Below are 24,483 nucleotides of genomic sequence, written 5' to 3'. Positions count from 1 at the left end.
AACGTTTAACGAGCGTTACTGTGAATCCTCTCCATAAAATTCGACTCAGGAATTACCACGACAATTAACAAATCTAAACCTAGATTATCCTGATATGGTAAAACATGTAAAAAGTAGCGATCCTGATGTATTATTAACCTTTTGTTAAAACTTTAATTAATATTAAATAAACTACCACAATTACCAATTAAAAAACTATAAACTTCTCGGCTTAAATTATCTTGGCTAGAATCAATATATATTCGGGATGCTTGTTTATTTTAAATATGAAATGGCTGTGCCATTGTAGAACTAGCTACCACTAATCCAGACCTTTCTACAATCAAAATTCTACTATAATTACAAACATCTAACGATTGCAAAAAATCACTAATTTTGTCCAAAAAAAAGTTGCTGACAAATACCCCAATTATTTATTTGCCCTTGAGGATTCCTCACGGCTACACTAGCAGCTAAAGCCATTTTCGGATAGGCATGATAGGAAAAAATATCCCCCCACACCCCATGCCCAGAGGCGATCGCCGCCTGATACCATGTCCGACTTTTCACCGGAAAATCAGGTTTTTCATTGACCATTACCAGAGGATTTCCTGATTCATCCAAGCTAAAAAATTGAATGTTGCCATTAGTTTTTTCTCCGGCAATCATTAAGTGAGGTTGTTTACCGTCAATGCGTGCCAACCCGACAAATTCACCAGTGTCACTGCCCCAAAAAATCGAGTCAATTAAATCAAAATGCTCTAATTGGCTCCTAAACAATTTTTGCATTTGTTGACCATCTTGCCAATCCAAGTTATTGGATAATACCTGATCGCGATTAAGTTGATTAATCAAATTCGGAGTCATCAAGAACTGATCAAGTTGATCCTCAATCCGATTAGTAATTTCATCCTGAAGCTGATTGACGGCTTCATTAACAGCTTGATCGCCATTACTCCAGGACAGCCACCCAGTTAAGCCAACAGCGACAAAAATCTGAGTGACAAAAGGAACAATCAGAAAAAACTGTAGTGGCAAATGGTCAAAAAAATTACGGAACACTTTGAATGGTTCTCCCCAAATACCAATGCTCATGACCAAGCAGGTTAACTGCTGCGGCTCTGCTCAGGCATCAAGTCAACTTAAAACTAGGAATAAATACTAAGGATGCTTGACTACTGCTATTGTATCAAAATTCACCGGAAATGGTTTAAATTCAACAAGTAATCTTGTATAATGTCTGGTATGTAACTGAACCAGAAAAATGTGGATTGTTGTTTTAATGAATGTCACCATTGCCATAGGCTGTTTTTCTTTGGCCAGACGGACTTGGAGACTTCATTATAGACTAGAACGCCTAGAACGCCGGATACTTTTACTAGACCGACGGGTAAATACGGTTCTGCAACAGACGACCCATGTTTTTGAAAAGCAACAGGTCGTCAGTTCTAATCTGAAACAGCGATATTCGCGTCTTGAGGTCCAAATCCAACAGCTTCAGAAAATATTAACCCTGGTAAATTTGGGCCTAAGCCTGTGGCGGTGGCAACGACGGAGGAGACCTGCTCAGTAGTATCTAAATTTTCTTTCGTTGTTATGGTCGAAAGGGAAGTCACCTTCGCCAACTCCAATTCCAAACCGTGCTTGATACTTTCACATCACACGGCTCCTAATGTGAATACCCTATTGTCAGTAGGAACGGGACTACAACCCCCCGCTTTATGACTTCAACTTTCAGAGCTATATGACATACGTAGTCTTTAAACTCGCTTTCGCCGTAGGACTCCTACTTACCGCAGTCTCTATATCCACACCGTGACTAGTGGGCATATCCTAACCATTACAGTTAGGCATTAGCTTTCAGTCACATCCTTTCCCCTTAAAGGTATACGCTTACACTTTTGACTACTCAATAGACACAACACTACTGAGAGCCTAAAAGGGGTTTAAACGTTCCGTTTATACGGGCATTCCATCTTTAGACTTGTCCTATCCACCGGGTTACTTAAAAAGGTCTGTGTAGGTAGCGTGCTCAGACTCCTACTTTTCTCCTTACTCTTTTGAGTGCAGCGTATCAACCTATTTCGCTACTTACTATTGACGATGGTTCAAGTCGGAACATTCAGATTTCCTTAGTCATGGATGGTTGGCAGTGGTCGAGTGAGAGGTAGGTTCCCCTATTACGCCTTCCGTTCCCCGCTTCAACCCTAGGAGTGTGAATCCTCAAATTGGGGGTGGCTATCGCCGTTACTCTATCCCATAATCGCCCCAAGTGGGTTTAATACTCCTCCTAGGTATACTTGGACGGTATATTGCGATTTCTTAAAATGGGATTGACCTTGAGTTCCCTGCCTTGCTTAGATTTCTCCAAGCGTTGGGACATATAAACAGTTATGGGATGGTCAGGGTACGAGTCCCTTATATTTCACCAAGGTGTGAAAGTCCCACTAGGAAGTTATTTCAGGCATTGCAGCCCTATTTCACTCCTAAACGTCTCGCACGAACAAAAATAGCGATGCATTCCCCCACCTCGCCGAACGGCAGGTGGGGGTCAAGGAGCCGCCGATCTGACAAACCTTGGGTTATCATACCGTTATGGCACAAACCACATCAATCATCCGTACAGACCGATGGAATCTTAACCCGACAGCAGCAGCGCGAGTGCTTCTGAGCCAAACGGTTGAGGTCTCCCTAGGTGTCTGTCGGCATTTGATGGGAATTCTCTTAACCCATTGGCCGTCTATCGGAGGGTTATCGAGTCAAAAACGGGTTCTAGCCGTTGAGAAACTGATTCACCAAACCGCCAAGAACCCTAACCCCAAATACCGGCAATTTGACCAGACCTTTTACAAGTTCCCCAGCTACTACCGAAGGGCTGCCATCGTCTTCGCGCTCTGGCCAAGTCAGTAGCTACATGACCCGATATCGGGAATGGCAATCGGGAACTCGTCAACGTCGGGATGCCAAACCTCCCGTCCTCAATCCCAACAGTGGCTGTTATCCGACCCTGTATAAGGGTCAGTGCTATAAACTCCATGGCTATGACCGCATCGACATCAAGGTATTTAACGGAACTGATTGGGTCTGGACTACCATTGAGATAACCAGCCTACGAGAACGGCATACCGTAGATAGTAACAAGCTGCTGTCACCGTCCCTTATCTTCAATGAGCAGAAAAAAGCCTGTCATCTCTCAGTTCCATTTGAGTGTCATCCACCTCAACGGGAGGGAGAGGGTCGAGTTGTAAGTGTTGACCTGGGTATCAACACCACCGCTACTGTGGCAGTCGTGAATTTTGACGGCACTGTAATCCATCGGGAGTTTATTCATCCGGCCAGAGACATAGACGAAGTCGCCGCAGCCGCTGGAACCTGCGTCCAGCGGAACGGCGACCGTCGGGATAAGCGGCTGAAATCAGTATCTAAACGAGCTATAGCATTAGTCAAGGTGGTTAGGACGCAGCTTTGAGAACGGAATCCATGGCATCATGGAGAGAATCAAACTGCTCAATGCAGTGGCGAATACGGGCTTTCAGCCACGACCAACATTTCTCTATCTTGTTGAGGTCTGGCGAATAAGGTGGTAGATAGAGTAAACGGCATTGAGCTGCCTCCACCAGTTCAGCAATCCGTCCCCCTTTATGAAACGTTGCATTGTCCAATACTAGAGTCTGACCTGGCTTCAATGTTGGAATTAAGATGAACTCCAACCACAACTCAAACACTGTCCGATGACAACAACCCTCAAAGCTAAAGGGAGCTAAGAGTTGTTGATGACACCATGCGGCTATCATACTTACCCTGCCCTGCCTCTTCCCTGATTTGAGTGCATGGAAGCGTTTTCCTTCCTCGCAGTAACCATAAGGGTAATCCGAGTCCTGACTATTCATGCCGGCTTCATCGAGGTAGACCACTTCTTCCGGCTCCATATGTTCAATCTGAGCCATAAACTCCTCTCGCTGTTGCTCATCACGTTCTTGGTAGCCGTAAGTTTTTTTTTCTGGTGAAGCCAATTTTCTTCAAGGCTCTGGATATGGTGCGAGGAGAGATGTCGTCATCCCAAAGTTCAGCCATTTGAGCTGCTGTTTTGTCGCCATGCTCTTGGGCAAAAGCCTTGAATTTTTGCCAGTCGGTAATTTTGTGGTTATTGCCAGGTCGGTGATGAGGTTTAGGGAGGAAGTCTCCGGTCTGTGCTTTTCTTTGCAGCCAGAGATTAATGGTGTTCCTGCTAACATGGAAAACTTGACTGGCTTCTGTTTTGGGCATACCGTCTAGTTCAATGGCATCAATAACTTTTTGTCTGAGGTCGTAACTATAGGGGGCTGGCATTTTTGGTCTTCTTAGTCATCTCGTCCTCTCCATTATACGTCCTAAGTGTTCTGTCTTGTGCTATAGTAAGACGATGGGGCTAGGTGGAAGTCTCCAGAAAGGCTTCTGCTCTCATACCTACCGCAAATGCCGTAATATCAACCGTCAAATTGGGCAAATTGTCTCGAAGCGCATCGTGCAGATTGCCCAACAGTTCAATGCCGATGCTATTGTCTTTGAGAACCTGAAAGGATGGAAGGCTAAGGGGGGGCGAAAACGCTCCTTACTTCGCCAACGCTTTCATGGATGGCTCAAAAGGATGATTCGAGATTTGACGGAGATGAAGTGGCAAGAGATAGGCGGTAAGGTCATTGATGTCGTAGCTCCACCTAAAAGCTGGCTTATGACGGCAGTGGAGTCGAAAGGGCGGGACGGCCAAAACTATGCCCTGGCTAAATTTTCCTCGGGCAAGCGATACAATGCCGACCTCAATGGGGCGCTCAATATTGCTGCACGAGGTATTCTTCAGCTCACTCGCCGAAAGGACAGTGAGGAGCCCTCGAGCCAAAGTTCGAGGGCGATCGCCTAGAAGCTGGGCTTGTTTGTGTGACCTGTGGACTAGCACGGTTCCAGGTTAGCACCGACACCCCCACCTGCCTTGGGCAGGTGGGGTGAGCTTCATCAGATTGCCTAAAATTATATGTACAGATATTGATCAGAAAATATGTCAAAAAACCGTTCTGGATTATTTGTTAGCGGTCTAGTGATTGGGTCTGCCCTTGGTACAGTAGTCGGTCTACTGATTGCGCCGCGGTCTGGTCGCGAGACTCGAAAACTATTACAAAAATCGGCGGCGACTCTCCCGGAGTTAGCGGAAGATGTATCAACCACAGTGCAAAATCAAGCTGAACGAATGTCAGCATCAGCTTTGCGTAGTTGGGATGATACGCTAGTGCGACTAAAAGAAGCGATCGCCGCCGGACTAGAAGCGAGTCAGATGGAACGTCAGACTCTATCGGAACTTGAGAATCAGAATTTGGCTGAACCCCAGGAGACGAAAAGCGATCGCCGCTAAAAATAGTTATCGTGTTTGGAGCGAAGAGACACTAGCGATCGCCAGTTTCGATATCATAGTGTTGTCCGTTATCGCCGAATCCTACCATTGTTGTGCTTGATCCTATTTTTTGGCTAGGACTGTCCCTATTATTGGTTGCAGTCAGCCTGACCGCCTTATTAATTGCAGCACTCCCGGCGATACTCGCCTTGGGGAGAGCAGCACGCAGCGTCGAAAAATTAGCTGATACCCTGTCGCGGGAATTTCCTCCCACCCTAGAGGCTATTCGCCTAACGGGGATGGAAATTAGCGATCTGACAGATGATGTAGCCGAAGGAGTCCAAAGTGCTAACCAAGTAGTTAAACAAGTTGATCGCAGTATTAGCAGCGCTAAACAACAAGCGAAACAACTAAAAATCGGGACTGGGAGTATTGTCGCAGGTATCCGTGTCGGTTGGGGAACCTTCACGGGTAAAGGTCGCCCTTCCCACCAACCCAGTTTACCCCCAGAACGCTCCTCCCAGAGACTACCATCCGATCGCGATCGACTTCAATTAGGGGGAAACCCACCCTCCTATGAAGACTATGATTCTGAAACCCGACAGCCCTACGATTGAAAAAAAGCCATGGTAAATATCTAAGTAATTGACCAGTAATAATTATTGAATATCCACAGTTCCCAGCCCTAGCCATGAAAAAAGGGAACTTTCAAAAAAGTCCCCTATCAGTGTCCAGTCAAATATCGAGTAGACCACCCAATTTAATAGTCAGTCTAGTTATCCGTTTTTCCCAGTTAGGTAAAGGTCTTTTCGGATTCTATAAGTTAGATAATAACCCATAGAAGCACAAAAAACAAGCATATTGTGTGAACTTTATGCAAAAATTTGTAAAGTTTAGGCAAAGCCCTTACATTCGATCTAATACCGAAATCCCCAATAGGGATAGACCCAGCCTCAAAGTTTCAGCCGTTAAGTGACACAAAGCTAAACGAGAAGCGCGATCGCATTCATCAGCTTTCAAAACTGGACAGCGATCGTAAAACTGATTAAACTTCTGGCTCAATTCAAACAGATACTGACACAATCGATTCGGCAACAACTCTTGGGCTACCGTATCGATAACCTCATGTAATTGTAGTAAATGTTTAGCCAAAGTCAACTCAGAAGGGTCTTGTAAATGAATACTCGCCCTATCCCCCACCTGTTCAAAATCAATACTCCCCTTACGGCTAATCCCCTGAATCCGCACATAGGCATATAACATATAGGGAGCCGTGTTACCCTGTAGAGACAGCATCTTATCAAAACTAAAGATATAATCACTGGTGCGATTTTGACTCAAATCAGCATATTTAACCGCATCAATACCAACCACCTCCGCCACATGATGCACAAATTCTGGAGACTCTGCGCGTCCTTCCTGCTGTAGGCGAGTTTCCAAATCCTCCTGAGCGCGTTTAACCGCTTCGTCCAAAAGATCCCGCAGCCTGACCGTTTCCCCAGACCGAGTTTTTAGCTTTTTCCCATCCTCTCCCTTAACGAGACCAAAGGGAACATGGACCACATCCACCCCATCCGGTATCCACCCCACCCGACGGGCCACCTGCCACACCTGGGCGAAATGATTAGCCTGACCTGCATCAGTGACATAAATTAGACGAGTAGCACCTTCCGTGTTAATCCGATGACGCACCGCGGCCAAATCCGTAGTAGCGTAGTTATAGCCGCCATTGGACTTCTGCACGATTAATGGTAGGGGGTCTCCTTCCTTATTGGTAAATCCTTCTAAAAATACGCATTTTGCGCCTTGGTCTTCCACCAATAACCCAGATGCTTCCAAATCCGCCACCACTTCCGCCAACATGGGATTATAAAATGATTCACCCCTTTCGGTGAGTTTAATATCAAGGCGATCATAGATTTGTTGAAACTCCCGGCGAGACTGATCACAAAGCAATTCCCAGGCGCGGCGACTATCCTCGGCTCCTGATTGTAAACGGACTACCTGCTCGCGAGAGGCTTCTTTAAACTCTTCATCTTCATCAAACCGCTTTTTGGCTTGACGGTAAAACTCGACTAAATCCCCAATATCTAAAACGTCAGCAGTAGTTAAGGCTGAGGGGTATTTTTCCTGTAGGTAAGTAATCAACATCCCGAATTGTGTCCCCCAGTCGCCAACGTGATTCAGTCGTAGCACCTGATGACCTTCAAACTCTAAAATCCGGGCGATACAGTCCCCGATAATGGTCGATCGCAAATGACCAACGTGCATTTCTTTGGCAATATTGGGGCTAGAAAAGTCTACAATCACGTTTTGTGGGTTTCCATTCGGGGCGATTCCTAACCGAGGGTCAGTTAATTTAGCATTAAGTTGGGTTTCTAGGTACTCTGATTTGAGGCGCAAATTGATAAACCCAGGTCCGGCAATTTCTGGAGGGGAGCAGATATCATCAATTTGAAGATGCTCTATAATGGTGCTGGCTATCTGGCGAGGGTTACTTTTGAGCCTTTTGGTTAGGGACATGGCAACGTTGCACTGATAATCCCCGAATTTGGGGTTACTGCTGTTAACTATTAATGGATCAGTCCCGCTGACGGTTTCCCCAAAGGCATCAGTTAGGGCTGTTTCAAATCGCGATCGCATCTGTTGGATTAGAGAAGACATAATTTTCGGCTGCCGATTACGCAGTGGTTGGATTACAGAAAACATGATATTTTTTGCCGATTATATACAAATCGGCCCTTTGACCATCCCCAAGGGTGATCAACATCTATACTGGCTGATTTTATCGCATTAGGTCAACTCTTCGTTGTTTAGTTATGTGGATTTATGGACTATTAAATCCCGGTTTTTTCACAGAACAGAATCTATATTTACCCAAATATACACAAGCCATATAAAATAAAAATAAATTAAACCGCGCTCTCTTGGGGCTCACTATTTACTTGATGGACAACAGGCAGTCAAAATGTTAGAAGCACTTATTTGGATAGGGATTTTTGCAGTTAGTCTGGCGGTTCTCATCTATGCCTCGGATTCCTTTACAGAATCAGCTAGTAAACTGGGGCTATTTTTCGGCTTGAGTCCCTTTATTGTGGGCGTGACCATTGTGGCGATCGGTACCTCTCTTCCTGAACTGGTTTCTTCTCTGGTAGCCGTTTATCGAGATACATCAGAAATTGTAGCTAGTAATGTTATTGGTTCTAATATTACTAATATTTTTCTGATTGTTGGGTTTGCCGCCGTTATCAGTAGTCCGATGAAGATTAATTATGACCTGATTTCTGTGGATCTACCTATGTTGGTTGGTTCCGCTATTTTGCTCTATTTTACCATTAGTGATGATTTTTTCACCACCGGAGAAGCTCTGTTATGTCTCATCGGATTTGTGATTTATCTGGTTTATATTATCCGAGAAGGTCAAGAGGATAATGACCAGCAAATTGACGAGGAGGTGAACTCCACTCGATTTGTGATTGTGAATTTGGCGATTGTGATTTTGGGCGCGGTTTTTATCTTTGTCGGCGCTAACTATACCATTGAATCGATTATTAAACTCTCAGAAATTTTCCATCTGGGAACTGAGATTATTGCCGTTACTGTAGTGGCTTTAGGGACATCTTTACCGGAGTTGGTAGTCACTATTTCTGCCGCTCGAAAAGGTAATGCAGAAGTGGCGATCGGAAATGTGGTCGGCTCCAATATTTTTAACTCCTTAATCGTTATGGGAGTGCCGGGACTGATTAAACCGTTAGATATCCCTGATGAGATCTTAATTAATGCTCTTCCGGTCATGCTGGCGGCGACTTTACTGTTTTTCTTTGTCACCCAAGATAAACAGGTAACACAATGGGAAGGATTGCTATTTTTTGTGCTTTACGGTTGGTTTGTTGGTCACATTTTTGGCTGGTTATAAACTGTCCCCAGCAGAATAACTCCCCCAACCAATAGCCAGTCATCAGTAGGGGGGAGATTTTTCGCTCCTACTGATGATTAACAGAGGCGAAGGGAGTCTCAAGTTGATTTGGCTGCGTCAGAATCATCAGAGTTGGCTTTTTTTTGCCAGTTTAAGCTGTTCTTCGATTTGCTCTCGATGACTGACGGTGGTTTGGCGGGACTGTGGCCAACTGCGATCGCCTGTTTTCTCGGTTCCCGATGACTCAGAAGGATCACCGTTCAGCGTTTTGGCAATTCTAAGCTGCTCTTGAATCTGATCTCGGTGACTCAGAAGCGGTTCACGGGGAACTTTCCGACCCGCTACAGTTCTCCGAGGCGGAGGGGGAGGAGGAGTAGGAGAAGTCGGGGGAGATGCTAATGGTGCGATCGCATCCTTGAGCAGTTTAATCGCACTGTTACGAGCATCTGTTTGTTTCGGTAACAAATCTATTAGTTCCCGGATAGTTTGCTCGTACTGGACTTCTTCGGGAGATATCAACGGGGTGGATAATCTAATTGGATCTCGCTGAACAGCAGCGATCGCCTGACGCACCGTTTCTTGGATTTTACCCCTGTAGGTTTTCGCTCGTTGCTCCTGTTTGTTTCTACCCTCCTGACAAGACGCATACAACGGCGGCAGACGGTTAAGAGCATAGGTTGCTACTTCAACCCGACTAATATACTTTAGTAAATTCTGTGACAGACGCTGTAACTGACGATCAATTTCTTCATCTACCCAAATCTCCATCACATTTTGGTATTGTGGCGGTTTGTTATCGTTAGTAGTATTCATTTCATGAATTATATAGTAATAGTTCTATATTTAAATCAGTAGCATATTACTTGTGGATTGGCTCAATATTCTCTGTCTCCTTATCAAAAATTTACGCAATTTTGAGCAAATTTTATAAATCCCAGAGGTTTGTAAAGAACAACAATATAATAAGGGGTTATGCCCATCATGGGTATTACCACCCACCAAGACTGCGAGGACAAGTTACAGGACCATGATCTGATGAGCTGGCTAGTCACCTTGAGGGATGTACTTTTAGTCCTGATATTTATCGTGACAGTAGATTTATAATAGATAGTAAATTTGACTAACACCTAGTTAGTCACCATTTATACTCAATATATATTAACCAATTATGAATAGATTAAAATGGCAGTTGTCCAAAATATTCAACCGCAGACAACTATCTAAACTGGTTAGAGCCTTAGCCCAACTACTCCGAGAATTGATAGAAATCGTGTTAATTTTAGTAGCTGTTTTCCTGTTAATTTCTGCAATCCTATATATAGAAGACACCCTACAAGCCAACACAGAATGGGGTAAATTCTTTATAAATGCCCTAGAAAAGTCCCGAATTCTTGGCACATTTGAAAGCATCAGTATTGTCACAGCATTAGTAATTTATGTCAGACAAGGAAAAAAGAAATCTCATTACGAAGCATGGCAAGTCATTGACTCAGCTCAAGGCATTAAAATTAGCCATGCTCGCATTAAAGCCCTAGAAGAATTATCAAAAGACGGAGTAAGTCTTAAAGGTTTATCTTTACCAATGGCTGATCTGGAACAAGTGACCTTGGTAGACACCGACTTCAAAGAAGCAAATCTAAAAACCGCTAAACTCCAGGAAGCCAACCTAAAAGGCAGTACCTTTGAACTCACCCAACTCCAAGGCGCTAACCTATGGAAAGCCAATTTACAGGAATGTTTTTTTCTGCTTACCCAACTCCAGAAAGTCAACCTAAATGCAGCCAACTTAGAAAATGCTGAACTTCAGGGAGTCAATTTATTAGAAGCTAATTTACAGCAAGCCAACCTACAGGGAGCCTATATTTTAGGAAACTTACAAGGAGCCAACTTTCAAGAAGCAAATTTAAAAGGTGCAAACCTTCAGGGAGCCTATCTTCAGGATGCCAACTTTAAACGAGCCAACTTGCGGGGAGTCAATCTTAAAGATGCCAATTTAACCGGGGTGAATTTTGAAGAAGCCAATTTACAAAGCGCTAACCTGCAAAATGCTCAGGGATTAACCCCCCAACAAATTAGAGTAGCCAAAAATTGGGAACAGGCTCGTTATTCTAAGACTTTTATCTTGAGTTTAGGACTACCTCAAGACTCATCATTGGTCAACCCAGAAGAGTTGACCTAAATCTACGATTATGGCAATAAAGATACCCATAAATTGGGGATAGTTCAATCAAAACTCAACCATCCCCAAATTTGATTGGGTGTTAATTCCAACTGGATACCATCCAAAACAGGTAGCACAGTATCTCCCTCATACAACTCTATTTTTTGTTCAGGAAACACCAGGATGACACTGCCATCTTCATCTGGATTAATTAACCATCCCAACTCCGTACCATTTCTTGAACACAATAACAACTTAGACAGAACTCTGGTCAAGTTTTGTTCTGGGGACAAAATTTCAATACACCAGTCAGGATATGTTTGAAAGCGATTAGCAATTCTCCCGGAAGGTTCGCGAGGAATCCTGGACCAGCGAAATACAGAAATATCTGGCACAATTGACCTGCCATCAAAAGTGCAGCGCAATTCAGGAAAAGCCTTAGCAATTTTCTGAGTCTTGGCTACCTGATTGATAGCTTCACAAAGATCGACTTGAATTGAACTATGTTCTCCCTGTGGCATAACTTTCTGAGTAATTTCTCCATTGATAAATTCTGAAGCTGGCTTAGTTTCCGGAAGTTTCAGAAACTCCTCCAACTCAAGCTGAGGTTGAGCAATTGTAATCATGTCAGTTCTGTTAAGAGTAAACTGGATTGTATCTTAGACAAGAGATGAGTTGGCATACATGGCCACCAAGTTAAGCCTAAACCAACTATAACATCTACAGTTTAGGACATTCAGCCAAGTAGGAGTTGAGGGTATGAGAATATTAGTAACGGGTGGAGCCGGATTTATTGGTTCCCATTTGATTGACCGACTAATGGAACAGAAACACGATGTTCTGTGTCTGGACAACTTTTTCACGGGGAATAAGCAGAATATTCTTAAATGGATAGGGAATCCTTACTTTGAACTGATCCGCCATGATATCACTGAGCCAATTCGCCTAGAGGTGGATCAGATTTATCACTTGGCTTGTCCTGCTTCCCCAGTACATTATCAATACAACCCGGTCAAGACCATTAAAACTAATGTCATGGGGACTTTGAATATGCTGGGTTTAGCCAAACGGGTCAAGGCTCGATTTTTGCTGGCTTCCACCTCAGAAGTTTACGGAGATCCAGATGTTCACCCCCAAACTGAAGAGTATCGGGGTAATGTTAACTGTATTGGTCCCCGTTCCTGTTATGATGAGGGGAAACGGGTAGCGGAAACTCTGGCTTTTGACTACTACCATCAAAATAAGGTAGATATTAGGGTGGCGCGCATCTTTAATACCTTTGGACCCCGTATGCTGGAAAATGATGGACGGGTGGTGAGCAATTTTATTGTCCAAGCTATCCGGGGAATTCCTTTAACAGTTTATGGTGATGGTTCCCAAACCCGTAGTTTTTGCTATGTTTCGGATTTGGTGGAAGGACTGATTCGCCTGATGAATGGGGAGTATATAGGGCCAGTTAATTTGGGTAATCCGGGAGAATATACGATTTTGGAGTTGGCTACCAAAATTCAACAGATGATTAATCCTGATGCCGAGATTCAATATAAACCCTTACCCCAAGATGATCCGAAGCAGCGACAACCGGATATTACCAAAGCCAAGAAGTATCTTAATTGGGAACCTACGGTACATTTAGATGATGGACTCGAGCTAACCATTGAAGATTTTCGGAGTCGGGTTATCCTTGAGAGTAAGTAGTTTAGGTAATTGCCGATTGATGGGTCTTCTACAATTCTAAATGGTTGTGCTAATAAATCATGGCACTGCTATAACTCCTGTTGTATCAATCATTTGAGGAAGTTTGTATGCGTGTTTGTGTAATCGGTACTGGATATGTGGGTTTAGTAACCGGGGTTTGTTTGGCTCATACAGGTCATGATGTGATTTGTGTGGACAACAACGAAGAAAAAGTTAAGTTGATGAAGTCGGGACAGTCCCCAATTTATGAGCCGGGACTTTCGGAGTTGATGAAGTCCTGTGCGGAGTCTGGGAAGTTGTCTTTTACTTCTGACCTGAAAGCTGGGGTTGAACATGGGGATATTTTGTTTATTGCGGTGGGAACCCCTCCCCTACCAACAGGAGAAAGTGACACTCGATATGTGGAAGCAGTGGCGCGAGGAATTGGCGCTAATTTGACCCGTGGATCTGGTTATAAGGTGGTGGTGAATAAGTCTACGGTTCCTATCGGTTCGGGGGACTGGGTGCGGATGATTGTTCTTGATGGTTTTACTGAACAACAAAAGGAACAAGGAACTTCTGGGTCGGCGGGAGAATTGCAGTTTGATGTGGTTAGTAACCCGGAATTTCTGCGGGAAGGTTCGGCGATTTTTGATACTTTTAATCCCGATCGCATTGTTTTGGGAAGCAATAGCCAAAAGGCTTTGGGTCTGATGCAGGAATTATATCAACCCATTGTAGACCGTAAATATGCTGATGATCCCGATTTACCTCCGGTTCCGGTGGTGATGACTGATTTAAGTTCTGCGGAAATGGTCAAATATGCGGCTAATTCCTTCCTGGCGACTAAAATCAGTTTTATTAATGAAATCGCCAATATTTGCGATCGCGTTGGTGCTGATGTTAAACAGGTAGCCACTGGTATCGGTTTAGACTCCCGTATTGGTAACAAATTCCTGCAAGCTGGTATTGGTTGGGGGGGGTCCTGTTTCCCTAAAGATGTCTCGGCTTTAATTCATACCGCCGATGATTATAATTATGATGCCAAACTGTTGAAATCAGCCGTAGAGGTCAATAATCAGCAGCGGGTAATTGCGATCGAAAAATTGCAGCAAGTTCTCAAAATTCTGAAAGGGAAAACCATTGGTTTACTGGGGTTAACCTTTAAGCCGGATACTGATGATATGCGGGATGCACCCGCTTTGAATTTGATTGAACAACTCAGCCGTTTGGGAGCCAGGGTGAAAGCCTATGACCCGATTATTTCCCAAAGCGGAATGCGTCATGGTCTGTCTAATGTGATGGTGGAAACCGACCCAGAATTGATGGCTGAGGGTTGTGATGCTTTGGTCTTAGTAACCGATTGGGAACAGTTCCAAAACCTTAACTATGCCAAAATGGTTAAATCTATGCACAGTCCTGTTATCATCGATGGTCGGAATTTCTTAGACCGCGAAAAACTCCAAGAACTTGGTTTCCAATATGTGGGAATTGGACACTAACTTATCATGAGTTAGTTTAATCTGCTAATTATCACTAATCAGAAAGAGATATATTGGATATATTGATAAATCTGGTTTCTCCCCAATTAAAAGACGGAAGATATTACCAACCTTCCGTCTTTATTTATTTGTTGATTTAGCGGTTAATTACACACGATTCTAGGCGTTAGAATCGTTAGTAGGTAGGAGAGCTTCTACCGAGGTATCGGGGGCGATTTTGGGAGCTACAAACCCGCCTGAGTAAAGCACCGAACCGCGTTGTTGTTGAGCAAATACCGGGAAGATTTCACGGACTTGAGAAGCAACTTCAACAGTTTTTACATCATAGGTTTGAGTAGCTACTTTGGGATATAAACCAATCCCGATAATTGGTAATAGCAAACAGGTAGCAATCATCACTTCGCGAGGTTGGGCATCTCCCAGATATTTATCAATGTTGAATCCGCCACTATTTTCACCGTAGAAGACAACCCGCAATAGGTTCAGTAAATAAATGGGGGTTAAAATTAGACCGACAGCAGCTAAACCAATCACTACAATTTTGAAGCTGGAACTGTAGATATCGCTAGTTGTGATACCGAGGAAGATAGTTAATTCTCCGACAAAACCACTCATTCCAGGTAGTGCTAAAGAAGCCATTGAACCAGCAGTGAAGAGGGCAAACACTTTAGGCATATCCTTAGCCATACCGCCTAATTTTGCCATTGATAGGGTGTGGGTACGTTCGTAGGTAACACCTGCTAGGAAGAACAGCATGGCGGCGATTAAACCGTGGGAAATCATTTGCAGAACCGCGCCGTTCAGTCCCAATTCAGTTAAGGAAGCAATACCCAGGAGGACAAAACCCATGTGGGAGATAGAGGAACAAGCTAATCGACGTTTGAGGTTATCTTGAGCAAAGGCGCTTAATGCACCGTAGACAATATTAACCACTCCTAGAATTGCCAGAATTGGGGCAAAATACAGGTGAGCGTTGGGTAGCATTTCCATGTTCATGCGGATTAAGCCGTAACCACCCATTTTGAGCAGAACACCCGCTAAAATCATTGATACAGGGGCGGATGCTTCGCTATGAGCATCAGGTAGCCATGTGTGGAGGGGGAAGATAGGGAGTTTGACGGCGAAGGCAATTAGGAAGCCTGCATACAAGAATAATTCTAAGGCTAGGGGATAGTTTTTGTGAGCGAGGGTGCTAATGTCGAAACTGGGGTTGGAGCCGTAGAATGCCATGGCTAGGGCGGCGGCTAGGATGAAGATGGAACCTAGGGCAGTATATAGGATGAATTTAGTAGCTGCATAGAGGCGCTTGGCTCCACCCCAGATGGAAATCAGGATATAAACGGGAACCAGTTCTAGTTCCCACATCAGGAAAAATAATAGCAGGTCTTGGGCTGCGAATACCCCCATTTGGGCGGAGTACAGCACTAATAAGAGGAAATAAAATAGTCTGGGCTTGTTGGTGACGCGCCAGGAAGCTAGAATAGCTAATGTATTAACGAAACCTGTTAGCACGATTAGGGGCATTGATAGGCCGTCTACTGCTACTGACCAGTTCATGCCTAATTGGGGAATCCAACTATAGGTTTCGGCTAGTTGGAATGTTGAATCGTTGAGATTGTAGTTAGAAAAGAAGCATACAATTGTCAGAACTAAGTCGAGCAAACCGACTCCTAGGGCATACCAGCGGATAGTTTTGCCTTCTCGGTCGGGAATTAGGGGAATGGCAAAGGATGCCAACAGGGGAAATAGGATAATTGCTGTTAACCAGGGAATTTGACTGCTCATGGTCAGTGTGTGAGAATAAATACCTATTGGTTGGTTGTTAGTGAATTATACTCAAAGAGTAAAGTTTTGTTAAGCCTTTTGGCAAATTTTGTTTCGAGATTGTCTGAATTCACTTGACAGTCAGGGTTTCAGGCTTTGTTTTTTTTTGTGTCCTGGGTGATCCTTGACTGTCAAGATTGATTATAGTCTATGGTTATAGGTATGTCAACTCATTTGAGTCTATTAAAAAATGGGGTCGGTGGACCACTTCTAGGGACTTTGGTTGAAAAAGATGGATATTTATTCAGAAGCGACAAACTCTGTGTCACAATTGGGATCGGTTTAACCCATTTGTTAAGAAGTATAAAGCTGTCATCAGTTATGGAACCCCTTTATCAATATGCCTGGTTAATTCCGGTGTTGCCCCTCTTTGGTGCAATGCTGGTAGGCATAGGGCTAATCTCATTGAACAAAGCCACTAACAAAATTAGACAGGGAAGCGCTATATTCCTGATTTCCCTGTTAGGTGCATCAATGGTTTTGTCCTTTGCTCTCCTAGCCAGTCAAATCAACGGCCATGAATCCTACACTCGTATAATTGAGTGGGCGGCGGCTGGAGACTTTAAAATCAGTATGGGCTACACAATTGACCATCTGACCGCTGTGATGTTGGCGATCGTCACGACTGTAGCCCTATTGGTAATGGTCTACACCGACGGGTATATGGCTCATGATCCAGGATATGTTCGTTTTTATGCCTATCTGAGCCTATTTAGCTCGTCTATGTTGGGTCTGGTAGTTTGTCCCAACCTGCTACAAGTCTATATTTTCTGGGAATTGGTGGGGGTATCTTCCTACCTACTGATCGGGTTTTGGTACGATCGCAAACCAGCAGCAGATGCCTGTCAAAAAGCCTTCATCACTAACCGTGTCGGTGACTTCGGTCTGCTGTTAGGGATCCTCGGTTTATATTGGGCGACTAACACCTTTGAATTTGAGTTAATGGGGTCTCGTCTAGAACACCTAGTAGAAAGCGGGTCCATTAGTGGGGCGCTGGCTGCTCTATTTGCCATCCTAGTGTTCTTAGGTCCCGTGGCGAAATCGGCTCAATTTCCCCTCCATGTTTGGCTTCCAGACGCAATGGAAGGCCCGACCCCGATTTCCGCTCTCATTCACGCCGCCACCATGGTAGCGGCTGGGGTATTCCTGATCGCCAGAATGTACCCGGTGTTTGAGGGTATCCCCGTGGTGATGACTACGATCGCCTGGACAGGTTGCTTTACTGCATTTCTAGGCGCTAGTATCGCTATCACCCAAAACGACATCAAAAAAGGACTCGCCTACTCCACCATTTCCCAACTAGGCTATATGGTCATGGCAATGGGTGTCGGTGCTTATAGCGCCGGACTGTTCCACCTAATGACCCACGCCTACTTTAAGGCAATGTTGTTCCTGTGTTCCGGTTCGGTTATTCATGGTATGGAAGCCGTAGTCGGGCACGACCCGGTTCTAGCCCAGGATATGCGACTAATGGGGGGACTGCGGAAATATATGCCCATCACTAGCACCTGCTTTTTGATTGGGACTCTGGCTATTTGCGGCATTCCCCCCTTTGCTGGCTTCTGGTCAAAAGATGAGATTCTCAGCAGTGCCTTTGCTTCTAATCCTGCCTTGTGGGTGGTAGGCTGGCTAACGGCTGGTATTACGGCATTTTATATGTTCCGTATGTATTTCAGTACCTTTGAAGGTCAATTTCGGGGTAATGATACAACCATACAGCAACAGCTAACGGCGGAGGCTAACGGCCCTAATTATGCCTTTGGTCCGGGTGCGATGAACCCAGAGGAACTACATAGCGATGATCATGGTCATGGTCATAATCACGGTCATGGTCATAGTGATAGCCCCCATGAGTCTCCCTGGACTATGACTATAGCTTTGATGGCTTTGGCTGTTCCCTCTGTGTTTATTGGGTTATTAGGAACTCCCTTTAATAACTATTTCGAGATGTTTATTCATGCTCCTGGGGAGTCAATAGCCGAGGTTATGGAACATTTGGCTGAGTTTGAACTCGGCGAATTTGTGATTATGGCGGGGAGTTCCGTTGGCATTGCTTTGATTGGTATTACTTTGGCATCCTTGATGTACTTGAAACATCAAATAGCTCCAAATGCGATCGCTAAAAAAATCCAACCTCTTTACCAATTCTCCCTAAACAAATGGTATCTCGACGATATTAATGACCTCCTTTTTGTCAAAGGAAGTCGCCGCCTCGCCCGTCAAATTCTCGAAGTTGACTATCGAGTTGTTGATGGTGCTGTTAACTTAACAGGTTTAGTCGCTTTAGTCACCGGAGAAGGTCTCAAATACTTAGAGAATGGTCGCGCTCAATTTTACGCCCTAATTGTATTTGTAGCAGTCCTCGGCTTTGTCGTATTTTCCGGCATTGGCTAACTGCAATTACCCCCGTGTTTCCGTAATTTGGGGAAGTGGAAAATCTCCGGTTTAACTAACCATTAGATTCACAACACTTTCCCAATCTTGTAGTGAATGATTGGCGCTTGTGTCCTAAGCGTGAAAGGACAACTAAAACATGACAATGGCTAATTTTCCTTGGCTGACGATTACAATTCTGTTTCCCATTGTGGCATCACTTTTTCTACCGTTTATCCCTGATAAAGAAGGGAAAACGGTGCGCTGGTATGCCCTAATCGTGGGATTGATTGACTTTTCAATTATTGTTTATGCCTTCTGTACTGGCTATGACTTGAATACCCCCGGTTTACAGTTGGTAGAACGTTATGACTGGCTGCCCGAAATCGGTTTGAGTTGGTCTGTGGGGGCTGATGGCTTATCTATGCCCCTAATTATCCTCACCGGATTTATCACCACCCTAGCGATTTTAGCCGCTTGGCCAGTGACTTTTAAGCCCAAACTTTTCTACTTCCTAATGTTGGCGATGTATGGCGGTCAGATTGCCGTTTTCGCTGTCCAGGATATGTTGTTATTCTTCCTGGTTTGGGAGTTGGAATTAGTTCCGGTTTACCTAATTCTTTCAATTTGGGGCGGTAAAAAGCGCCTGTATGCGGCTACTAAGTTTATTTTGTATACCGCAGGCGGTTCCCTGTTTATTTTGGTGGCAGCCCTGACTATGGCTTTCTATGGCGATGCTGTTACCTTTGATATGCAGGCGATCGCCATTAAGGACTTCCCCATTAAACTACAATTACTCCTGTATGGTGGCTTTCTGATTGCATACGGGGTCAAATTACCCATTTTTCCCCTTCACACCTGGCTACCTGATGCCCACGGAGAAGCTACCGCCCCCGCCCATATGTTACTAGCGGGTATCCTCCTAAAAATGGGCGGTTATGCCTTGCTACGCATGAATGTGGGAATGCTACCCGATGCCCATGCCACCTTCGCCCCCATTTTAGTGATTTTAGGCGTAGTTAACATCGTCTATGCCGCCTTCACTTCTTTCGCCCAACGCAACCTCAAGCGCAAAATTGCCTATTCCTCAATTTCTCACATGGGGTTTGTGTTAATTGGTATGGGCTCATTCACAGAAATAGGCCTCAGTGGTGCCATGTTGCAGATGATTTCCCATGGCTTAATTGGGGCTAGTTTATTCTTCCTGGTCGGCTGTACTTATGACCGCACCCATACCCTCATGTTAGATGAAATGGGGGGGGTTGGTTTAAAGATGAAGAAAGTTTTTGCCATGTGGACTACTTGTTCAATGGCATCTCTAGCCCTACCTGGAATGAGTGGATTTGTGGCTGAATTAATGGTGTTTATTGGTATTGCTACCAGTGACGCTTACAATGCCACCTTTAAAGTCTTAGTCGTCTTCCTCGCCGCCGTAGGTGTAATTATTACCCCAATTTATCTGCTGTCCATGCTGCGGGAAATTCTCTATGGCCCTGAAAATCAGGAACTCACCTCCCACGAAAAACTCGTAGATGCAGAACCCCGGGAGGTCTTCGTTATCGCCTGTTTATTAGTGCCGATAATTGGCATTGGGTTATATCCCAAAGTGGTAACACAAATGTATGATTCAACCACAACTCAACTCACCGCTTTAATGCGGCAGTCTGTCCCCACTTTGGTTAACAATAATCCCATTGCTACCAATACTCAAGAATTGGTTTCTCTAAATGCTCCCATTATCGGTAAGTCCCTGTCTGAGAATTAACCAATTTAACCAATTCAATACCTAATTAATCATTCCCCCCCCAACTGCTGGGGGGATTTTTTGATTTTACCTATTCTCGTCGGCTGCTGACCCACCAGGTCAATCACAATAATGAACCCGCCTTCACTAGCCAATGATTGACACAAGGGTTGCTTAGTATGTGGGGGGGTAAATTCACAAAAGACTTATGGCCGCTGGTCTGGTGAAAACCATATATGATATAATTGTATATAGTCTTGTCTTGTTGATACCAGGAAAGCTCATGAATCCATTTTCCCATCAGAACCCTAATTCTCATAAAAATCATCAATCCCCCAATGGATTAAGCAATATCCATCATCCCTCGGAATCAGAAATCGAAGACCTGCAATTTAATGAATATGATCCGCGAGTGGTTAAAAATCTCAAAAATTCCTTTCTGTTTCTAGTAGTTATTGGCTTAGTTTTAGGGTTGTTTATTGCGGCGGGGGTTGTCTATATCATGAATCGATTGGATATTAATGCTCAACCTAGTAATAACTCTAGCATCCCACCATTTGAAGAATTGTTATGAATTTTCTTTTCTGATTAATTATTCCGTATTATACCGCTGTTCGGCGATTTCTTTGACTTTTTTAGAAAATTGCGGATAGTTTTCTAAAACACTGTCAAAATCTTCTTTTAACAGCACAAAAAGCTCACAATAGCTGAGGGTTTTAACCGAAGCTGTGCGACGGGTAGAATAAAGTAGAGCAATTTCGCCAAAAAATGACCCGGCTGACATGATTCTATATACTTTTCCAGTTTTCTCGGAAAAGGCTTGCACTTCTCCCCGTTGGATAAAATACATTTCATGTCCTAACTGTTCCTCCCTAATTATATAGTCATTAGGTGGCAATATTCTCGGCTTTAGTTTAACCACTAAGGCTTCAATACAAGCCGGATCAGCATCTTTAAATAGGGGGACTTTTTCCAATAATTCCTGATACAAATACAGATAAATTTTGGTTTTTAAAGAATTGGGGATTTCATCAAGAAAATCCCGGTCAAATGATGTGTCTCGGTTGCATTCCCACAGATATTGATAGTAGTCCCTAACCTGCGCCTGTAAAAAAGCGGGAATTTGGCGATCGCGCATATAAGACTGAACTTGATCAAGTTGTTCTCTAAACCTAGCCTGACTAGCATCTAAACTACTGACCACAGAAGCCACATTACCAATAATAAACGCATACATAGACACCCCCAAAATCATTACAACTAAAGTAAATGCAATCTCTAAGTTACTGGTGGGGGTAATATCGCCATAACCGACAGTTGTTAAAGTAGTAATTGACCAATATAGAGATTTCATATATTGGGTAGCTATGGGGGCTGTATCTAAGTTAGAATTAATTAACCAAGAGTCTCCGTAAGCAATCATTGACTTACCAATCCAAAACCAGATACAGGCGACCCAATGATCAATCAGAAATATAATCAGCACTAACTCAGTCATACGCACTAGGGCTGGATTAATTTTAACATTAGTCTCCCATCGCCGAAAAATTCTAAAAAATTGCGACAGTCTCAACAGCCTCGGTATTCTGAGGATAGCCAATATCAATACTGATAATTGAGGAAAAAATAGCCTAGCCATTAAATCCAGGGGGAGACTAGCGGCTAGGTTCATTTTCAAATATGTAGCCCGGTAATTTTGAGCGATTTTTTGCAGGTCTGTAATACATTCTCCTTGGTCAATATATGCCATCCTAAATCTTAGGAAAATATCCATGATGAAAATTAAGTCTGCGGCTAAATCTATCCCTAACCATAAATGGGAAGTAGTGGTATCAAAAGCTATGCGAAATGGGATAACAACAAAATTGTATAGTATCACCAAAACTAATAAACATTCCCATAAAAAAACTTCTTTTGATTCTGGGTCAAAGATTTGCATTTATATCATCTCTCCTGATTGACTGTATCCGCGATTACCAAACATGGGATAATTTTAGAAATTTTCAGCTATGATTAGATCTAACCATGGCATAAATATGGTATCTGAGATAGACTGGGGAAGAAACTTGTGTTTTCAAAATTTCCGGTAATTTTAGCTAGATAGTTGTTACAATAACTGATCATCATAGTACTAGCCAATTAATCATGATTCAGACCACGATCGCACCATTTCACGAAACAATTAAATCCCCTTTAACCAAAAACTCGATTAGGGTTTTACAGATTAATCTAGGAAAACGCTGTAACCTCGCCTGTACTCATTGTCATGTAGAAGCTGGTCCGCGACGCACCGAAGAATTAACCCCAGAAATTTGTGAACAATTAATTGAGTTAATTCGGCGTTTTCCACAAATTGAAACGGTAGATTTAACTGGTGGTGCGCCCGAAATAAATTATGGTTTTAAGCCATTATTAGAAGTGGCGAAATCCCTCAATAAACAAGTAATTGTCCGTTCCAACTTAACTATTTATTTGGTTAAGGGATTTGAGGATATCCCCGCCTACTGTAGCCACCACCAAGTCAGGATTATAGCATCTTTACCCTGCTATTTGCAAGATAATGTCGATCGCATGAGAGGTTCAGGGGTATATCAAGACTCGATCGCCGCCATTCAAAAACTCAACCAGCTAGGATATGGTCACGCGCCGGATCTGATTTTAGATCTAGTCTATAACCCAGCTTTACCCACCTCAGACAGCTTTTCCCTCCCCCCCCAACAGGAAAACCTACAACAAGCCTATAAGGTCTATCTGCGAGAGAAATTCGATATTGAGTTTAATCAACTTCTCACCATTACCAACCTTCCCATAGGTCGCACTAAGTTATTTTTACAGCGTCAAAAACTCCACGATAAATACTTAGATTTTTTGGCGGATCACTATAATCCTGATACCGTGGAAAATCTCATGTGTCGGAATGAATTATCAATTGATTATCTGGGAAATGTCTACGACTGTGATTTTAACCAGATGGAAAATCGACCCGCCAGAACCCCTGATGGTCAAAATATCACAGTTCAAACACTTCTGGAAGCTGACAGTTTAGATATCATTCAAACCGTCCACACTGAAGCCTATTGCTATGGTTGTACTGCGGGCTGCGGTTCTAGTTGTGGAGGTGCTTTAACATAATGATTTGGGGGCTAGTTTAGGCTCATACCCTTGACTATCGCCTACCATAAAGCCGGGAATATGTCAAGTAAAATCAATGATAATTCCTGGCTAATTAGCGGATAAGTTATAAGGTGAGTTTGGCAAAAATGTTGGCAATTCAAGATATATTAAGAAATGCGATCGAGTGGATAGACAGCTTAGGCGGCTGGGGGGCGGGAGTATTTATGCTCCTGTATATTGTGGCAACTGTTGCCTTTTTACCGGGTTCGATATTAACCCTAGGTGCGGGGTTTGTCTTCGGGGTAATTTGGGGTTCTGTTTATGTATCGATCGCCTCAACTTTGGGGGCAATTTGTGCTTTTTTAATCGGGCGATATTTAGCTAGGGGTTGGGTATCGGCAAAAATCGCAGGTCAAGCCCAATTCCAAGCGATCGATAATGCAGTAGGGAAGGAAGGCTGGAAAATCGTAGGACTCCTGCGCCTGTCGCCCATCTTTCCGTTTAACCTGCTAAATTATAGTTTGGGCTTAACCAAAGTTTCCCTAAAAGATTATTTTCTGGCTTCCTGGATAGGTATGATGCCAGGAACAGTCATGTATGTGTATATTGGATCTATTGCGGGTAGTTTAGCCACCCTGGGAACTGAGCGATCGCGCACAACAGGGGAGTGGATACTCTATGGCGTGGGACTTGTAGCCACCGTAGCCGTCACGGTCTATGTCACCCAAATCGCCCGCCGTGCGTTAAATGAGAAAATCGCCGGTCCTGAACGATCCTAAAACCTTCCCAATCGAGAAAAATTAGTTATAATGGTGGCAGCTTTGCCCAAAA

Annotated in this window: 22 protein-coding genes; 15 read left to right on the top strand and 7 right to left on the bottom strand. The window is 43.8% G+C overall.

Annotation, left to right across the window (positions count from 1 at the left end; all coding sequences use genetic code 11):
* Positions 1–369: 369 nt before the first annotated feature.
* On the bottom strand, positions 370–1,074 hold the full coding sequence (locus HFV01_RS08750; protein WP_006668139.1) for a PDC sensor domain-containing protein: 705 nt from the start codon (positions 1,072–1,074) through the stop codon (positions 370–372).
* Between the two features lie 169 nt (positions 1,075–1,243).
* Here HFV01_RS08750 and HFV01_RS08745 point away from each other — a divergent pair, with 169 nt between their 5' ends.
* The 3 genes from HFV01_RS08745 to HFV01_RS30325 all read left to right on the top strand — a co-directional run bounded on the left by HFV01_RS08745 (position 1,244) and on the right by HFV01_RS30325 (position 3,448).
* Positions 1,244–1,552 carry a hypothetical protein gene (locus tag HFV01_RS08745; protein WP_006624800.1) on the top strand — a complete coding sequence of 103 codons (309 nt, stop codon included), beginning with the start codon at positions 1,244–1,246 and terminating at the stop codon, positions 1,550–1,552.
* Between the two features lie 1,022 nt (positions 1,553–2,574).
* A complete protein-coding gene (locus tag HFV01_RS32295) occupies positions 2,575–2,889 on the top strand; it encodes a hypothetical protein (protein WP_039932128.1) in 315 nt (104 codons plus the stop codon).
* Positions 2,890–2,893: 4 nt separating this feature from the next.
* On the top strand, positions 2,894–3,448 hold the full coding sequence (locus HFV01_RS30325) for a hypothetical protein (protein ID WP_006668138.1): 555 nt from the start codon (positions 2,894–2,896) through the stop codon (positions 3,446–3,448).
* Here the strand turns inward: HFV01_RS30325 and HFV01_RS08735 are convergent.
* Positions 3,432–4,308, bottom strand: a protein-coding gene (locus HFV01_RS08735; RefSeq protein ID WP_193521010.1) for an IS630-like element ISAtsp1 family transposase whose coding sequence is annotated in 2 segments (ribosomal slippage) — positions 3,432–3,977 and positions 3,979–4,308 — 876 coding nt in all. Because the reading frame shifts where the segments join, the coding sequence is not laid out codon by codon here. The genes HFV01_RS30325 and HFV01_RS08735 overlap by 17 nt on opposite strands.
* Before the next feature lie 73 nt (positions 4,309–4,381).
* Between HFV01_RS08735 and HFV01_RS08730 the strand changes: the two genes are divergently transcribed.
* The 3 genes from HFV01_RS08730 (at position 4,382) to HFV01_RS08720 (ending at position 5,958) form a co-directional block, all read left to right on the top strand.
* Entirely contained in the window at positions 4,382–4,876 is a 495-nt protein-coding gene (locus HFV01_RS08730; protein ID WP_006624797.1) for an IS200/IS605 family accessory protein TnpB-related protein, read from the top strand.
* A gap of 135 nt (positions 4,877–5,011) precedes the next feature.
* Positions 5,012–5,362, top strand: a complete 351-nt coding sequence (locus tag HFV01_RS08725; protein WP_006624796.1) for a YtxH domain-containing protein — start codon at positions 5,012–5,014, stop codon at positions 5,360–5,362.
* Positions 5,363–5,454: 92 nt separating this feature from the next.
* On the top strand, positions 5,455–5,958 hold the full coding sequence (locus HFV01_RS08720; RefSeq protein ID WP_006624795.1) for a hypothetical protein: 504 nt from the start codon (positions 5,455–5,457) through the stop codon (positions 5,956–5,958).
* 289 nt (positions 5,959–6,247) lie between these two features.
* On the opposite strand, the gene argS is transcribed toward HFV01_RS08720, so the two are convergent.
* Positions 6,248–8,005 carry an arginine--tRNA ligase gene (gene argS / locus HFV01_RS08715; RefSeq protein WP_150105289.1) on the bottom strand — a complete coding sequence of 586 codons (1,758 nt, stop codon included), beginning with the start codon at positions 8,003–8,005 and terminating at the stop codon, positions 6,248–6,250.
* Between the two features lie 304 nt (positions 8,006–8,309).
* On the opposite strand from argS, the gene HFV01_RS08710 reads away from it, so the two are divergent.
* On the top strand, positions 8,310–9,257 hold the full coding sequence (locus tag HFV01_RS08710) for a calcium/sodium antiporter (protein WP_193521009.1): 948 nt from the start codon (positions 8,310–8,312) through the stop codon (positions 9,255–9,257).
* Positions 9,258–9,383: 126 nt separating this feature from the next.
* On the opposite strand, the gene HFV01_RS08705 is transcribed toward HFV01_RS08710, so the two are convergent.
* A complete protein-coding gene (locus HFV01_RS08705; protein ID WP_006624792.1) occupies positions 9,384–10,070 on the bottom strand; it encodes a late competence development ComFB family protein in 687 nt (228 codons plus the stop codon).
* 355 nt (positions 10,071–10,425) lie between these two features.
* Between HFV01_RS08705 and HFV01_RS08700 the strand changes: the two genes are divergently transcribed.
* Entirely contained in the window at positions 10,426–11,436 is a 1,011-nt protein-coding gene (locus HFV01_RS08700; RefSeq protein WP_006624791.1) for a pentapeptide repeat-containing protein, read from the top strand.
* Between the two features lie 44 nt (positions 11,437–11,480).
* Here HFV01_RS08700 and HFV01_RS08695 read toward each other — a convergent pair whose 3' ends face one another.
* Positions 11,481–12,044, bottom strand: coding sequence for a Uma2 family endonuclease (locus HFV01_RS08695; RefSeq protein ID WP_006624790.1), 564 nt, complete (start codon positions 12,042–12,044; stop codon positions 11,481–11,483).
* 133 nt (positions 12,045–12,177) lie between these two features.
* Here HFV01_RS08695 and HFV01_RS08690 point away from each other — a divergent pair, with 133 nt between their 5' ends.
* On the top strand, positions 12,178–13,116 hold the full coding sequence (locus HFV01_RS08690) for a UDP-glucuronic acid decarboxylase family protein (RefSeq protein WP_006624789.1): 939 nt from the start codon (positions 12,178–12,180) through the stop codon (positions 13,114–13,116).
* 107 nt (positions 13,117–13,223) lie between these two features.
* Positions 13,224–14,597 (top strand): UDP-glucose dehydrogenase family protein, encoded by a 1,374-nt coding sequence (locus HFV01_RS08685; RefSeq protein WP_006624788.1) that lies wholly within the window; start codon positions 13,224–13,226, stop codon positions 14,595–14,597.
* 159 nt (positions 14,598–14,756) lie between these two features.
* Here the strand turns inward: HFV01_RS08685 and HFV01_RS08680 are convergent, their stop codons facing one another.
* Complete coding sequence (locus HFV01_RS08680; RefSeq protein ID WP_006624787.1) at positions 14,757–16,382, bottom strand: NAD(P)H-quinone oxidoreductase subunit 4; 1,626 nt, start codon at positions 16,380–16,382, stop codon at positions 14,757–14,759.
* A gap of 360 nt (positions 16,383–16,742) precedes the next feature.
* On the opposite strand from HFV01_RS08680, the gene HFV01_RS08675 reads away from it, so the two are divergent.
* From HFV01_RS08675 to HFV01_RS08665, 3 genes are all read left to right on the top strand, one after another.
* Entirely contained in the window at positions 16,743–18,815 is a 2,073-nt protein-coding gene (locus tag HFV01_RS08675) for an NAD(P)H-quinone oxidoreductase subunit 5 (protein ID WP_008049675.1), read from the top strand.
* Positions 18,816–18,960: 145 nt separating this feature from the next.
* Positions 18,961–20,559 carry an NAD(P)H-quinone oxidoreductase subunit 4 gene (locus HFV01_RS08670; RefSeq protein ID WP_006624785.1) on the top strand — a complete coding sequence of 533 codons (1,599 nt, stop codon included), beginning with the start codon at positions 18,961–18,963 and terminating at the stop codon, positions 20,557–20,559.
* Positions 20,560–20,821: 262 nt separating this feature from the next.
* A complete protein-coding gene (locus HFV01_RS08665; protein ID WP_008049677.1) occupies positions 20,822–21,112 on the top strand; it encodes a hypothetical protein in 291 nt (96 codons plus the stop codon).
* 18 nt (positions 21,113–21,130) lie between these two features.
* On the opposite strand, the gene HFV01_RS08660 is transcribed toward HFV01_RS08665, so the two are convergent.
* Entirely contained in the window at positions 21,131–22,477 is a 1,347-nt protein-coding gene (locus HFV01_RS08660) for an ion transporter (RefSeq protein ID WP_006624782.1), read from the bottom strand.
* 206 nt (positions 22,478–22,683) lie between these two features.
* Here HFV01_RS08660 and arsS point away from each other — a divergent pair, with 206 nt between their 5' ends.
* Entirely contained in the window at positions 22,684–23,670 is a 987-nt protein-coding gene (arsS, locus tag HFV01_RS08655; RefSeq protein ID WP_193521008.1) for an arsenosugar biosynthesis radical SAM (seleno)protein ArsS, read from the top strand.
* A 128-nt stretch (positions 23,671–23,798) separates the two neighbouring features.
* Positions 23,799–24,431 (top strand): TVP38/TMEM64 family protein, encoded by a 633-nt coding sequence (locus tag HFV01_RS08650; RefSeq protein WP_006669992.1) that lies wholly within the window; start codon positions 23,799–23,801, stop codon positions 24,429–24,431.
* Positions 24,432–24,483: the final 52 nt, after the last annotated feature.

It is taken from the genome of Limnospira fusiformis SAG 85.79 (assembly GCF_012516315.1).
GTDB lineage: Bacteria > Cyanobacteriota > Cyanobacteriia > Cyanobacteriales > Microcoleaceae > Limnospira > Limnospira fusiformis.
Note: the sequence above shows the minus strand (reverse complement) of the source record. Positions and strands in the feature narration are given on the sequence as shown.

Bases quoted from the DNA above. Each gene is read 5' to 3' on its own strand.
- HFV01_RS08705 (WP_006624792.1), bottom strand. From the start codon at position 10,070: ATGAATACTACTAACGATAACAAACCGCCACAATACCAAAATGTGATG.
- HFV01_RS08695 (WP_006624790.1), bottom strand. From the start codon at position 12,044: ATGATTACAATTGCTCAACCTCAGCTTGAGTTGGAGGAGTTTCTGAAA.
- HFV01_RS08660 (WP_006624782.1), bottom strand. From the start codon at position 22,477: ATGCAAATCTTTGACCCAGAATCAAAAGAAGTTTTTTTATGGGAATGT.
- HFV01_RS08680 (WP_006624787.1), bottom strand. From the start codon at position 16,382: ATGAGCAGTCAAATTCCCTGGTTAACAGCAATTATCCTATTTCCCCTG.
- HFV01_RS08675 (WP_008049675.1), top strand. From the start codon at position 16,743: ATGGAACCCCTTTATCAATATGCCTGGTTAATTCCGGTGTTGCCCCTC.
- HFV01_RS08670 (WP_006624785.1), top strand. From the start codon at position 18,961: ATGGCTAATTTTCCTTGGCTGACGATTACAATTCTGTTTCCCATTGTG.
- HFV01_RS08650 (WP_006669992.1), top strand. From the start codon at position 23,799: ATGTTGGCAATTCAAGATATATTAAGAAATGCGATCGAGTGGATAGAC.
- HFV01_RS08665 (WP_008049677.1), top strand. From the start codon at position 20,822: ATGAATCCATTTTCCCATCAGAACCCTAATTCTCATAAAAATCATCAA.
- HFV01_RS08685 (WP_006624788.1), top strand. From the start codon at position 13,224: ATGCGTGTTTGTGTAATCGGTACTGGATATGTGGGTTTAGTAACCGGG.
- HFV01_RS08750 (WP_006668139.1), bottom strand. From the start codon at position 1,074: ATGAGCATTGGTATTTGGGGAGAACCATTCAAAGTGTTCCGTAATTTT.
- HFV01_RS08690 (WP_006624789.1), top strand. From the start codon at position 12,178: ATGAGAATATTAGTAACGGGTGGAGCCGGATTTATTGGTTCCCATTTG.
- HFV01_RS32295 (WP_039932128.1), top strand. From the start codon at position 2,575: ATGGCACAAACCACATCAATCATCCGTACAGACCGATGGAATCTTAAC.
- argS (WP_150105289.1), bottom strand. From the start codon at position 8,005: ATGTCTTCTCTAATCCAACAGATGCGATCGCGATTTGAAACAGCCCTA.
- HFV01_RS08725 (WP_006624796.1), top strand. From the start codon at position 5,012: ATGTCAAAAAACCGTTCTGGATTATTTGTTAGCGGTCTAGTGATTGGG.
- HFV01_RS08730 (WP_006624797.1), top strand. From the start codon at position 4,382: ATGGGGCTAGGTGGAAGTCTCCAGAAAGGCTTCTGCTCTCATACCTAC.
- HFV01_RS08745 (WP_006624800.1), top strand. From the start codon at position 1,244: ATGTGGATTGTTGTTTTAATGAATGTCACCATTGCCATAGGCTGTTTT.
- HFV01_RS30325 (WP_006668138.1), top strand. From the start codon at position 2,894: ATGACCCGATATCGGGAATGGCAATCGGGAACTCGTCAACGTCGGGAT.
- HFV01_RS08710 (WP_193521009.1), top strand. From the start codon at position 8,310: ATGTTAGAAGCACTTATTTGGATAGGGATTTTTGCAGTTAGTCTGGCG.
- HFV01_RS08700 (WP_006624791.1), top strand. From the start codon at position 10,426: ATGAATAGATTAAAATGGCAGTTGTCCAAAATATTCAACCGCAGACAA.
- arsS (WP_193521008.1), top strand. From the start codon at position 22,684: ATGATTCAGACCACGATCGCACCATTTCACGAAACAATTAAATCCCCT.